General features: G+C 69.8%; 12 protein-coding genes. 9 read left to right on the forward strand and 3 right to left on the reverse strand.

Annotated features, from left to right (window positions below):
* The 4 genes from plsB to IMW82_RS14740 all read left to right on the forward strand — a co-directional run.
* Nucleotides 1-2,554 (forward strand): glycerol-3-phosphate 1-O-acyltransferase PlsB (gene plsB / locus IMW82_RS14725; protein ID WP_211005103.1); only part of this gene is annotated, 2,554 nt, incomplete at its 5' end.
* A 28-nt stretch (nt 2,555-2,582) separates the two neighbouring features.
* Nucleotides 2,583-3,350: a bifunctional demethylmenaquinone methyltransferase/2-methoxy-6-polyprenyl-1,4-benzoquinol methylase UbiE gene (gene ubiE / locus IMW82_RS14730; protein WP_211005104.1), complete on the forward strand. Its 768-nt coding sequence runs from the start codon at nt 2,583-2,585 to the stop codon at nt 3,348-3,350.
* A gap of 77 nt (nt 3,351-3,427) precedes the next feature.
* The gene (locus IMW82_RS14735; protein ID WP_108472020.1) at nt 3,428-3,694 is read left to right on the forward strand and encodes a DUF2249 domain-containing protein; all 267 of its coding nucleotides are present in this window, start codon (nt 3,428-3,430) and stop codon (nt 3,692-3,694) included.
* A gap of 13 nt (nt 3,695-3,707) precedes the next feature.
* Nucleotides 3,708-4,322 carry an FmdE family protein gene (locus IMW82_RS14740; protein ID WP_211005105.1) on the forward strand — a complete coding sequence of 205 codons (615 nt, stop codon included), beginning with the start codon at nt 3,708-3,710 and terminating at the stop codon, nt 4,320-4,322.
* Here the strand turns inward: IMW82_RS14740 and IMW82_RS14745 are convergent, their stop codons facing one another.
* Nucleotides 4,323-5,246 carry a DMT family transporter gene (locus tag IMW82_RS14745; protein ID WP_211005106.1) on the reverse strand — a complete coding sequence of 308 codons (924 nt, stop codon included), beginning with the start codon at nt 5,244-5,246 and terminating at the stop codon, nt 4,323-4,325.
* 140 nt (nt 5,247-5,386) lie between these two features.
* On the opposite strand from IMW82_RS14745, the gene IMW82_RS14750 reads away from it, so the two are divergent.
* The 5 genes from IMW82_RS14750 to IMW82_RS14770 are packed head-to-tail and all read left to right on the forward strand — an operon-like array spanning nt 5,387 to nt 10,409.
* Nucleotides 5,387-5,881: an Lrp/AsnC family transcriptional regulator gene (locus IMW82_RS14750; protein WP_211005107.1), complete on the forward strand. Its 495-nt coding sequence runs from the start codon at nt 5,387-5,389 to the stop codon at nt 5,879-5,881.
* Between the two features lie 25 nt (nt 5,882-5,906).
* On the forward strand, nt 5,907-7,598 hold the full coding sequence (acpA, locus tag IMW82_RS14755) for an acid phosphatase (protein ID WP_211005108.1): 1,692 nt from the start codon (nt 5,907-5,909) through the stop codon (nt 7,596-7,598).
* Nucleotides 7,599-7,658: 60 nt separating this feature from the next.
* A complete protein-coding gene (pip, locus tag IMW82_RS14760) occupies nt 7,659-8,612 on the forward strand; it encodes a prolyl aminopeptidase (RefSeq protein ID WP_211005109.1) in 954 nt (317 codons plus the stop codon).
* 34 nt (nt 8,613-8,646) lie between these two features.
* Nucleotides 8,647-9,939 (forward strand): DoxX-like family protein, encoded by a 1,293-nt coding sequence (locus tag IMW82_RS14765; protein WP_211005110.1) that lies wholly within the window; start codon nt 8,647-8,649, stop codon nt 9,937-9,939.
* Nucleotides 9,936-10,409: a DUF2269 domain-containing protein gene (locus IMW82_RS14770; RefSeq protein ID WP_211005111.1), complete on the forward strand. Its 474-nt coding sequence runs from the start codon at nt 9,936-9,938 to the stop codon at nt 10,407-10,409. Before IMW82_RS14765 ends, IMW82_RS14770 begins: the two co-directional genes overlap by 4 nt.
* 63 nt (nt 10,410-10,472) lie before the next feature.
* On the opposite strand, the gene IMW82_RS17880 is transcribed toward IMW82_RS14770, so the two are convergent.
* Together IMW82_RS17880 and IMW82_RS17885 are read right to left on the reverse strand one after the other, a co-directional pair.
* Complete coding sequence (locus tag IMW82_RS17880; RefSeq protein ID WP_244754370.1) at nt 10,473-11,612, reverse strand: bifunctional diguanylate cyclase/phosphodiesterase; 1,140 nt, start codon at nt 11,610-11,612, stop codon at nt 10,473-10,475.
* Nucleotides 11,537-12,604 carry a diguanylate cyclase gene (locus IMW82_RS17885; RefSeq protein WP_244754371.1) on the reverse strand — a complete coding sequence of 356 codons (1,068 nt, stop codon included), beginning with the start codon at nt 12,602-12,604 and terminating at the stop codon, nt 11,537-11,539. The genes IMW82_RS17880 and IMW82_RS17885 overlap by 76 nt, the downstream gene beginning before the upstream one ends.
* Between the last annotated feature and the right edge of the window lie 19 nt (nt 12,605-12,623).

Consider the following 12,623-nt stretch of genomic DNA (forward strand, 5'->3'; position numbering starts at 1 on the left):
CCGCGATCCGGCGGAACCCACCTCGCTGCTGCAGGCCGGCGTGCCCGTCTGCTACGTGATCGAGCGCGACGGCTTCTCCGATGCGCTGATCCTGCAGCGCGCCTGTCGCGAAGCCGGCCTGCCCAACCCGATGCGGCCGCTGGCCGGCACCCGCCGGCGCCGCTCGGTATTCGCGCTGGCCCGGCGCGACGGCAGCCTGCTCGGCCGCAACCGCAAGCGCAACCCGAACGAACCGCTGCGGCAACTGGTGCACTCGCTGGAAGGCATGCCCGAGCGCGACATCCAGATCGTGCCGGTGTCGATCTACGTCGGCCGGGCGCCCAGCCGCGACAGCGGCTGGTTCCGCGTGCTGTTCGCGGAAAACTGGGTGATGGTCGGCCGCTTCCGCCGCATGCTCGCCCTGCTGCTGAACGGGCGCGACACGGTGGTGCATTTCTCCACGCCGGTGTCGCTGCGGCAGATGCTGGACGAATCCGGCGGAATCACCCCGGAGCGCTTCGCGCGCAAGGTGGCGCGGGTACTGCGCACCCACTTCCACCGCATCCGCGCCGCGGTGATCGGGCCGGACCTGTCGCACAAGCGCACCGTGGTCGATGCGGTGCTGAACGCCGAACCGGTGCGCGCGGCGATCGCCGCCAGCGCCGCCAAGGAAAAGATCAGCCACGCCAAGGCCTGGCGCAAGGCGCACCAGCTGGCGCTGGAGATCGCCGCCGACTACTCGCACCCGGTGGTGCGCTCCGCCTCGTTCCTGCTGGGCAACTTCTGGAACAAGCTGTACGACGGCATCTCGATGCACCACTTCGACAAGGCCCGCGCCGCCGCGCCCGGCCACGAGGTGATCTACGTGCCGTGCCACCGCAGCCACGCCGACTACCTGCTGATGAGCTACCAGTTGCACGTGTCCGGTGTGGTGGTGCCGCACATCGCCGCCGGGGTGAACCTCAACCTGCCGGTGATCGGGCCGATCCTGCGCCGCGGCGGCGCGTTCTTCCTGCGCCGCAGTTTTCGCGGCAATGCGTTGTACTCGGTGGTGTTCAACGAATACGTGGCGCAGCTGATCGACCGCGGCGTGCCGATGGAATACTTCATTGAAGGCGGCCGCTCGCGCACCGGCCGGCTGCTGGCGCCGCGCGCCGGCATGCTGGCGATGACCATCCGCGCGTTCCTGCGCGCGCCGCGCCGGCCGGTGCTGTTCCAGCCGGTGTACATCGGTTACGAGAAGCTGATGGAAGGCAAGTCGTACGCCGGCGAACTCAGCGGCCAGCCGAAGGAAAAGGAGTCGCTGCTCGGCCTGCTCCGCGGCCTGAAAGTGCTGCGCCAGCGCTACGGCCACGTGGCGCTGAATTTCGGCGAACCGATCGCGCTGACGCCGCTGCTGGACGCGGCCAGCGACGACTGGCGCGCCGCCGGCGCCGACCCCGAGGCGAAGCCGGAATGGCTGGGCGCGGTGACCAACCGCCTCGCCGCACAGATCCAGGTCAACATCAACCGCGCCGCCGACGTCAACCCGATCAACCTGCTGGCGCTGGCCCTGCTGGCCACGCCGAAGCACGCGATGGCCGAGAGCGACCTGCTGACCCAGCTCGAACTGGGCAAGACGATGCTGGAGGAGCTGCCGTACTCGGACCGCATCACGCTGACCCCGATGAACCCGGCCGCGATCATCGCCTACGGCGAGCAGATGGGCTGGATCCAGCGTGTGCAGCATCCACTCGGCGACGTGCTCACCGCCACCGGCGAGCGCGCGGTGCTGCTCAGCTACTTCCGCAACAACGTGCTGCACCTCAACGCCACCGCCGCGTGGGTGGCCTGCTGCTTCCTCAACAACCGCCGCATGTCGCGTGCCTCGGTGCTGCGGCTGGGCCGGATCATCTACCCGTTCATCCAGGGCGAACTGTTCCTGCCGTGGGACGAAGATGGCTTCGGCGCACAGTTGCAGGCGACCATCGACTTCTTCGTGCGTCGCGGCCTGCTCGAATCCACCGGCGACGGCCGCGTACTGGAACGAGCGCCCGGCCAGGACGACAGCGCGTTCCAGCTCAAGGTGATCGCGCGCAGCCTGATCCAGGCCTTCGAGCGCTACTACATCACCATCGCCGCGCTGGCCAAGAACGGCCCGCACACGATGACCGGCGCCGAGCTGGAAAACGCCTGTTCGCTCACCGCGCAGCGACTGTCCCTGCTCAACGAGCTGACCGCGCCGGAGTTTTTCGACAAGGCGCTGTTCCGCGGCTTCATCCAGAAGCTGCGCGAGCGCCGCGTGGTGTGGACCGACGAGGCCGGCAAGCTCGACTACGACGCCGCGCTGGAAGGCATGGTGCGCGACGCGCGGGTGATCCTGTCGCGCGAGGTGCGCCACTCGATCCTGAAGATCACCCCCGGCGGCGACAAGGAAGCCTCCATGGTCGAGCCCCGCGAGGATGCCGCCGCGCCCGCCCACGTGCCCGCCGACAGCGACGACGCCGCGCTGCACGAACGCCATGTCGACGCCGAGCATCACGAACACGATCGGCGCAGCGGCGGCGACCGTCGCGGCACGCCGCCCGACGCCTGACAACGGCGTTCCTGTAGCATTGCCGGCCATGAACGAACAACCCAAGACCACGCCCGAATCGACCACCCACTTCGGCTTCCGCGACGTGCCGGTGGGCGACAAGCAAAAACTGGTCGGCCAGGTGTTCACCTCGGTCGCGCGCAGCTACGACCTGATGAACGACCTGATGTCGTTCGGCGTGCACCGGCTGTGGAAGCGCCATTTCGTGGCGATCAGCGGCGTGCGCCGCGGCGACCGCGTGCTGGACCTGGCCGGCGGCACCGGCGACATCGCCGCACTGATGAAACCGGTGGTCGGTGATGAAGGCGAGGTGGTGGTGGGCGACATCAACGCGGCGATGCTCGGCGTGGGCCGCGACCGCCTCACCGACCGCGGCCTGGTCGCCGGGCTGCGCTGGGCCCAGCTCAACGCCGAGGCGCTGCCGTTCCCCGACAACAGCTTCGACGCGGTGACCATGGCCTTCGGCCTGCGCAACGTCACCGACAAGGACAAGGCACTGGCCGACATCTGCCGCGTGCTGAAGCCCGGTGGCCGCGCGCTGGTGCTGGAGTTCTCGAAGGTGCAGAGCGAGCTGTTCGGCAAGCTCTACGACTTCCACTCGTTCAAGGTGCTGCCGAAGCTGGGTCAGCTGTTCGCCGGCGACGCCGACAGCTATCAGTACCTGGCCGAGTCGATCCGCAAGCATCCCGACCAGCAAACCCTGAAAGGCATGATGGAGCGCGCCGGTTTCGGCCGCGTCGAGGTGCGCAACCTCACCAACGGCATCGTGGCGATCCATCGCGCGTACAAGTTCTGAGGCCGCCCTGACCCAGATCAGTGGCCGGCCGCACGTCGCGGCGTATGTTGGGGCTCCCTTTCCTGCGAGCCCGCACCATGTCCATCGATATCGTTTCCGAACAGAACGTGCACCTCTTCGACGCGCGCGGCGTGGCCCGCCGCTTCCGTCACTCGGCCATCTTCGGGGCGATCAACGTGCTGCGTTCGGGCGAGACGATGCGTTTCGTCAACGACCACGACCCGATCCCGCTGATCGCCCAGCTGCGCGAGCGCCTGGGCGACAACCTCACGGTGACCTATCGCCAGCGTGACGCCGATGCGGTGGTGATCGACTTCGGCATCACCGGCATGCCGGTCGAATGAGCGGCCGCGGCGCATGAATTATCCCGCCTTCTACGAGCAGGCCCCGCGCATCCGCATGCGCGACCCGCTGGCAGCCTTCCTCGGCGCCGCCGACGACGGCCTGCTGGAATACGCCTATGTCGACGCCGTGCGGCTGGCCGGCCATTCCTGCCCCACCGTGGCCGGTGCCTGGCTGATGGCACGCACGGCATTGCGTGCGCTGTATCCGGGCGAACCGGCCGAGCGCGGCGGCGTCACGGTACGCATGCCGGCCGCCGAGGACGAAGGCGTCACCGGCGTCATCGCGCAGGTGCTGACCCTGGTCACCGGCGCCGCCGCGGGCAACGGCTTCCATGGCATCGGCGGCCGTTTCGTGCGGCAGGCGCTGCTGGGCTACGCGGCCTCGACGGGCGCCGGCGCGGTGCAGTTCCGCCGTCGCGACAACGGCACCGCCGTGGCAGTGGAACTGGACCTGGCCACGGTGCCGGCGGCACCGAACCTGCGCGAACTGATGGTCGCCGCACTCCAGCCCGCCGCCACGGCGGAGCAGCACACGGCGTTCGCGCAAGCCTGGCAGGGTCGCGTACAGCGCCTGCTGCTGGAGCATGCGGACGACCCGCAGGTGCTGCAGCTGACCCGACTGAACTGATCAGGCCTGCTCGCAGGCCGGTGCGCACGCCGGCACCACGGAAGGTGCCGGGCGGCGCCGCGCATTCGCCAGTACCACGCCGCCGATGGTCACCGCGCCGCCGACCAGGATCAGCACATTCGGCACCTCGTGCAGCCACAGCCAGCCAATCAGCAGCGCGATCGGCGGCGACAGGTAGATGAAGCTGCTGACCCGCGAGGCCGAGGCACGGTTCACCGCCATGTTCCAGGCCAGGTAGCCGATGAAGGTGGGCGCGATGCCCAGCCACAGCAGCGCGCCGATACGCGGCCACGACGCCGCCGCCAGCGCTTGCGGCAAATGCCAGCCGAACGGCAGCGCGCCGAGCGTGCCGGCGAAGAACGCGAACGCGGTGACGCCGAGCATGCTGCTGCGCGCGAACAACGCCTTTTGACCCACGAAAAAGATCGCCGAGACGGCCACGCAGACCAGCACCAGCAAGGCATGCGGATCCACCTCCACCCGCTGTCCGCTGGCCAGCACCACCAGCACGGTGCCGATCAGCGCCACCGCCAGACCGATCCAGGTGCGCAGCGTCAATCGCTCGCCGATCCAGAACGCCGACACCGCCGCGGTGGCGGCCGGCACCAGCGAGATCAGGATCGAGGCGGTGCCGCTGGCGATCCGCGTCTCGGCGTAGTTCAGGCACAGGTGATAGACGGTGAGGCCAAGCACGCCGAGCAGGGCCAGCTGCGGCCAGTCACGCCGTGCCGGCAACGGCACGCGCCTCACCAGCAGCAATGCGGCAAAGCACAGCGAGCCGATCAGCAGCCGCGCAAACGCCACCTCACCGGGCGTGAATGACGGCAACGCATAGGCGATCGCGGCATACGCCGACGACCAGGTGAGCAGGGCAATCGCGATGGCCAGCAGCGCACGGCCATCGAGACGATCAACGGTATCCATGGGGACGGATTCCTGTAACGGGGAAGTGCGCATCCTAGTCTTGCCGGTCGCACCGAGGAATAATGCACAAAACCGTTTTCACTGCGTTTAGCCAGCGATCGAATCAATCAGCGGGGGATCCTGCCTTGGAATCGAAAGTCATGGAAGCAAAGCCTGAACTGGACGGCAAGGACTGGCAGCTGCTGGAGGCGCTGCAGCAGGATGCACGCCTGGGCTACGCCGAGCTGGGCCGCAAGGTGCGCCTGTCCGCACCGGCGGTGGCCGAGCGGGTGAAGCGGCTGGAGGAAGCCGGGGTGATCAGCGGCTACCGCGCCACGGTCGACCCCAGGCGACTGGGCTACGGCATCAGCGCGATGATCCGCCTGCGCTGCGACGGCATCACCTGCGCGCGCATCGGTACGCTGGTGGAAGACATTCCCGAGGTGCTGGAATGCCGCCGCCTGGCTGGCGAGGATTCGGCCCTGCTGCACGTGGTGGCGATGTCGATCGGCCATCTCGAATCCGTGCTCGACCGCCTGCTGAAGACCGGCGCCAGCACCAGCACCACCACCCTGATCGTGCTGCAGACGCCGCACGAGAACCGCCCGCTGACCCGCGCGATGTGGAATGCGGCACGCGCGATGTCCGACGATTGAAGCCCTCCCGCTACCGAGCGATCCGATGACCGACCCGACCGACGACCAGCATCCGGCCACGCCCGGCGAAGCACCCTCCAACCCCGAACGCCGCCGCCTGCTCGGCGGCATCGCGCTGGCTGGTGCCGCACTCACCCTCGGCAGCTGCAAACCGTTCGGCGAACGCCCGCCGGCGACGCCCGCAACCACCGACACGGCTCTGGACGCGCTGCTGCGCCAGCACATCCGGCACGTGGTGGTGCTGTACGCCGAGAACCGCAGCTTCAACAACCTGTTCGCGGGTTTTCCCGGCCTTGCCCAGCCGCTGCAGGCGCTCGACACGCCCGCCTACCGCCAGCGCGACCGTGACGGCCACCTGCTGGAGTCGCTGCCGCCGGTCTGGGGTGGACTGGCACCGCACTCGCAACTGGTCGACGGCCGCCATTACCAGATCGACGAGTCGGCGATCAGCGGCCTGCCGAACCGCCCGTTCGTGCTTGCCACGCCCGACGGCGCGCCGCTGCCGCACGGCGTGATCACCCGCGACCTGGTGCACCGCTTCTACGAGAACCAGCTGCAGATCAACGGCGGCCGCAACGACGGCTTCGTCGCCTGGGGCAATACCGGCGCGATGACCATGGGCCACTACGCCGACGGCGCGGCGAACCTGCGGCTGTGGCAGCTGGCCCGCCAGTACACCCTGTGCGACAACTTCTTCATGGGCGCGTTCGGCGGCTCGTTCCTCAACCACCAGTACCTGGCCGCGGCGCAGCCGCCTTACTACCCGCACGCGGATCGCGGCCCGGCGAAATTCCAGATCGCCACGCTGGAAGGCGACGACCCCACCGGCATCCGTCCGAAGCTGGCCGAGGACTCGCCGGCCAGCGCGATGCAGGGCCGCCCCACGTTTGTCACCCACGACGCGCTCACCCCCGACTTCTGGGCGGTCAACACGATCGGCCCGGCCTACGCGCCGGGATTCAGCCGCGACAAGCACGACCCGCGCCTGGCCGATGCAGCCAGCCCGAACACGCTGCCCGCGCAGAGCCACGCCACCATCGGCGACGCCCTGTCCGCCGCCGGCGTCGACTGGGCCTGGTACGCCGGCGCCTGGCAGCTGGCGCTGGACGGCCAGGGCGACGGCAACCACCGCGCGTTCCCGGAAGTGCCGAACTTCCAGCCGCACCACCAGCCGTTTAACTACTTCCGCCAGTTCGCGCCCGGCACCGCGGCTCGTGCGCAGCACCTGCGCGACGCCGGCACGGGCAGCGAGCCGGCCACCAACCACTTCCTCGCCGCGGCCGCTGCCGGCACGCTGCCGCCGGTGACGTTCTACAAGCCGCAGGGCGACCTCAACATGCACGCCGGCTACGCCAGCGTGGACGCCGGCGACCATCACCTGGCGCAGGTGGTCGAGGCGCTGCAGGCCAGCCCGCTGTGGCCGAACATGCTGGTGTTGATCACCGTCGACGAGAACGGCGGCTGGTGGGATCACGTGGCGCCGCCGAAGGGCGACCGCTGGGGGCCGGGCTCACGCATCCCGGCGCTGGTGGTGTCGCCGTTCGCGAAGAAGGGCTTCGTCGACCACAGCGTCTACGACACCGGTTCGATCCTGCGCTTCATCACCCGCCGCTTCGGCCTGCCGAAACTGCCCGGCCTCGCCCTGCGCGAGCAGGCGATGATCGCCGCTGGCGGCCCACCACCGGGCGATCTCACCGCCGCTCTGCACTTCGACTGACGCAACAAACTCCCTCCTCTGCAAGCAGGGGGAGGAGAAAATCCACAAGAGATCCCCGCCATGCGCGAGATGTACCCCGAGATCGAGCCGTACCGTACCCACCGCCTCGCCGTGGATGCAATCCACACCCTGTACGTGGAAGAGTGCGGCAACCCCGCCGGCCTGCCCGTGGTGTTCCTGCATGGCGGCCCGGGCGCGGGGTTGTCGGCCTACCACCACCGCTTCTTCGACCCGGCGCGCTACCGCATCGTGCTGTTCGACCAGCGTGGCGCCGGCCAGTCCACCCCGTTCGCCGAACTCACCGACAACACCACCTGGCACCTGGTTGCCGACATCGAGACGATCCGCGAGCAGCTGGAGATCGAGCGCTGGGTGGTGTTCGGCGGCTCCTGGGGTTCGACCCTGGCGTTGGCCTACGCGCAGACGCACGCCGAGCGCGTGCTCGGCCTGGTGCTGCGCGGCATCTTCCTCGGTCGGCCGCAGGAACTGCGCTGGTTCAACGAGGTGGACGGTGGCGCGTCGCAGATCTTCCCCGAGCGCTGGGCGCGCTTCCTCGCCTTCATCCCCGAGGCCGAACGCGGCTCGATGCTGGACGCCTACTGGCGCCGCCTGACCAGCGACGACGAGGCGACCCGGCTCGCCGCGGCCAGGGCGTGGAGCGCGTGGGAAGGCGGCAGCACCACCTTGCTGCACCACCCCGACGCCGGCGGCGAGTTCGAGGATCCGCACAAGGCGGTCAGCCTGGCCGTGATGGAGGCGCACTACTTCCGCCACGCCATCTTCCTCGAAGCCGACCAGCTGCTGCGCGACATCGGGCGCATTCGCCACATCCACGCCATCATCGTGCACGGCCGCTACGACATCATCTGCCCGATGGCCAGCGCGTACGACCTCAGCCAGGCCTGGCCGGAAGCACACCTGCAGGTGGTGCTGGCCGGCCACAGCGCGGCCGACCCGGCGATCGTGGACAAGCTGGTGGCGGCAACCGATTTGATGGCCGACCGCTACTGCTGAGTTCCCCCACCTTCACCGGCGCCGAGGAAACTCCATGCGCGTACTGGTCACCGGCGCCTACGGTTTCATCGGCGCACACATCGTCGCGGCGCTGGTCGCAGCTGGCCACGACGTGGTCTGCGCGGTGCGCGGCGCGCGCATCGACACGCGCTTTCCCGGCCTCGCGGCGGTCGCCTGCGACATGGCCCGCGACCTGCGCAGCGATGACTGGCTGCCCCGCCTCGCCGGCATCGAGGCGGTGGTCAACTGCGCGGGCATCCTGCGTGAGCGCGGCGCCGACACTTTCGCCGCCGTGCACGAGCAGGCGCCGCTGGCGCTGTTCCACGCCTGCGTGCAGGCCGGCGTGCGGCGGGTGATCCAGATCTCCGCGCTGGGCCACGCCGACGACGGTGCCTTCATCGCCTCCAAGCATCGCGGCGATGCCGCGCTGGCGGCACTGCCACTGGACTGGCTGGTGCTGCGTCCGTCGCTGGTCTACAGCGCGCGCGGCTCCTACGGCGGCAGTTCGCTGCTGCGCGCGATGGCCGGGCTGCCCGGCCTGCTGCCGCTGCCAGGCCGCGGCGGGCAGCCGCTGCAGCCGATCGCCGCCGAAGACGTCGGCGCGGCCGTGGTCGCCGCGCTGGCCCGGCCGCAGGTCGCCGGCGACGTGCTCGAACTGGTCGGCCCCGACGTGCTGGGCTTGCGCGACTACCTGCGGGCCTGGCGCCGCTGGCTGGGCTTCGGGCGCGCGTACGCGCTGGCGGTGCCCACGCCGCTGGTGCGGCTGGCCTGCGCGCTGGGCGAACAGCTGGGTCGCGGCCCGCTCGGCAACACCATGGCGCGCTTGCTCGAGCGCGGCAATGTCGGCGCCGCGGGCGCCATCGATCGCCTGCACGAACGCCTCGGCCTGGCGCCGCGATCGCTGCAGTGCGCGCTCGCCGAGGCGCCCAGCCAGGTGCAGGATCGCTGGCACGCGCGGCTGTATTTCGGCCTGCCGCTGTTGCGCGTGTCGATCGCCGTGCTCTGGCTCGGTTCCGGTGTGGTCGGCTGGCTGACCCCGCCGGCCGAGGTGGCGGTCGCCGCGCCCGGCAGTTCGCTTTCAGCCGGCAGCCTGCTCGCCCTGGCGCGCGCCACCGCCAGCATCGACCTGCTGCTGGGCGCGCTGTGCCTGCTGCACTGGCGGCCGCGGTGGGTGCTTGGCGCGATGCTGGCGATGCTGCTCGGCTACACGCTCGGCATCGGCATCGCGTGGCCGGCGCACTGGCTGGATCCGTTCGGCGGCCTGCTGAAGAACCTGCCGCTGATCGCGGCACTGGCACTGCTGCTGGTGACGGAAGAACGCCGATGAACGACGCCTACGCGCTGCTGAAAACGCTGCACATCCTGTCGTCCACGCTGCTGTTCGGCACCGGCCTGGGCACCGCCTTCTTCTTCTGGTTCACCCACCGCAGCGGCCAGCTTGCGGCGATCGCGGTCGCCGCACGGCTGACCGTGCGTGCGGACTTCCTGTTCACCACGCCGGCGGTGATCGTGCAGCCGCTGTCCGGCTACCTGCTGATGCGACTGCTGGGCTTCGACTGGCACACGCCATGGCTGCAGGCTGCCATCGCGCTATACCTGCTGGCCGGCGCCTGCTGGCTGCCGGTGCTGTGGCTGCAGTGGCGCGCACACCGACTTGCCGACGCCGCGTTGCGCGATGGCACCGCGCTGCCGCCGGCCTACCATCGCTGCATGCGCGTCTGGTTCGCGCTGGGCTGGCCCGCCTTTCTTGCGCTGATCGCCACCTTCTGGCTGATGGTGGCCAAGCCGCCCCTGTAGGGTTGAACCCCGCCCGCGGCCAGCCTGGCAAAAGGCACGGCGGGCCGCTTGCGCGTGCGCGCATCAGGCCACCGGGGCCTGCTGCCCGGCGGCCACCCAGCGGCGGAAACCGGCGTCGTCTACCGGGCGGCTGATCAGGTAGCCCTGCAGGCCGTCGCAGCCCATCTGTTCCAGCGCCTGGCGCTGGAACGCGGTTTCCACACCCTCGGCCACCGCCATGATGCCCAGCCGGTGCGCCACGTCGACGATGAAACCCGCCAGTGGATTGCCGGCGTCGGCCTGCAGCTGGCTGACGAAGGCGCGGTCGATCTTGATGACGTCCAGCGGCAGGTGCTGCAGGTAGCTCAACGAGGAGTAGCCGACACCGAAGTCGTCGAGCGCCAGCCGGAAGCCCGCGTCCGCGAGCTGCTGCAGCGTCGCCTGGGCGCCGTCGAAATCCTGCAGCAAGGCGCTCTCGGTCAATTCCAGGGTAAGCCGCGCCGGCGCAACGCCGGCCGCATGCACCTGCGCGACGAGCCGGGCGGCGTAATGCGGGTGGGCGAGTTGCCAGGCGCTCACGTTGACCGCCAGGGACTTGCCGAAGGCAACACCGTCGCGATCCCAGGCACGCAGGTGCGCGCAGGCCTCATCGACGACCCAGGCGCCGAGTGCGTGGATCAGCCCGGTTTCCTCGGCCAGCGGGATGAATTTGTCCGGCGCCACCTCGCCCAGTTGCGGGTGGCGCCAGCGCAGCAGCGCCTCGGCGCCAAGCAGCTCGCCTTCGGCGGTGATCTGCGGCTGGAAGTGCAGGGCAAACTGCGTGCCCATGCAGTCCTGCTCCAGCGCCGCGCGCAGGCCGCGCTCCAGGCTCAGGCGCCGGTCGGCCTCCTGCTGCATCGGCGGCAGGAACACCCGCACCGTGTTGCGGCCGGCCGCCTTGGCCCGGTACAGCGCGATGTCGGCGCGGCGCAGCAGCTCGGCCACGTCCTCCTCGCCAACGGGGTACACCGCCACGCCCACGCTGGCGCCAACCCCGAGCACACGCCGGCCATCCATCACCGGCTCGGACACCAGCGCGATCATGTCCTGCGCGATCCGTTCCGCACGTGCCTGCACGTCGGGCGGCTTGCGCTCGCGCAAGCCCAGCATCAACACGAACTCGTCCCCGCCCAGGCGCGCCAGCAGCGCGTCGGGCGGCGCGGCGGCGAGCAGGCGTTCGGCCATGGCCTGCAGCAGGCGATCGCCGACGTGATGGCCCAGTCGTTGATGGTCTTGAAGTTGTCCAGGTCGATCAGCAGCAAGGCGCCGCAGCCGCCACGGGCCAGCGCGTCGGCACGCGATTCGGCCAGCCGCTTCAGTGCGCTGGCGCGATTGGGCAGGCCGGTCAGGCTGTCGTGGTAGGCGAGGTGGCGCAGGCTGTGCTCGGCGGCGCGGCGCGTGCCTTCCTCGATCTCCAGCTGCCGCCGGGCGTGTTCCAGTTGCGCCGTGCGCTGGCGCATCTGCGCGGCCAGCGACAAGCTCATCAGCAGCACGAAGGGCAGGAAGGCGAAGGCGTCCAGGTACGGAACCCGGTAGCGGAGCAGGTCGACCACGATGTCGCCCCACAACAGGGCGACGAATTGCACGATCAGGCAACCGCCCAGCAACGCGGCGCGCAGCGTATCGCCGCCGCGGTACTGCGCCCATGCACGGCCGAGCGCCCACAGGAAAACCGCATAGCTGGCCACATGGAATGCCAGGCCCCAGATCGAACCGGTGCCGGTGACGCGATACAGCCGCTCGCCCCAGGGCAGCACGATGGGCTGGTCGATCTCCAGTCGCGAGAAGAACAAGGTGGTCGGCGCCACCGCGTTGACCCACAGGAAAACCGCCGTCAGCAGGCCCATCGCCAGCAGCATGCGCCAGTGGGTACCGGCGCCGACATAGGCGCGGATGAACACCACCATGGGAACGAAGCTCGCAATCGCCGCCGTGATCATCCAGCGCACCGCTTCGGTGGCCGCCGCCAGCGTGTCGGCGCGAAGCAGCAGTACGTTGCCCAGCGCCAGCGCGGCAATACACACACACAGCAGCGCGTAGGAAAGGTAGATGCCCTCGCCGCGCCGCCACAGGCCGATGACCACGAACTGCACGCCGGAGGCGAACGCGATGCCGGTGGTGGCGATCAAGGCTTCGATGAAATAGTCGATCACCGGTGGATCCGCGCCAATCAGCATGCATCCCCTCCCCTGCTTC

The sequence above is a fragment of the Rhodanobacter sp. B2A1Ga4 genome (genome assembly GCF_018101315.1).
In the GTDB taxonomy this organism is placed as follows: domain Bacteria; phylum Pseudomonadota; class Gammaproteobacteria; order Xanthomonadales; family Rhodanobacteraceae; genus Rhodanobacter; species Rhodanobacter thiooxydans_A.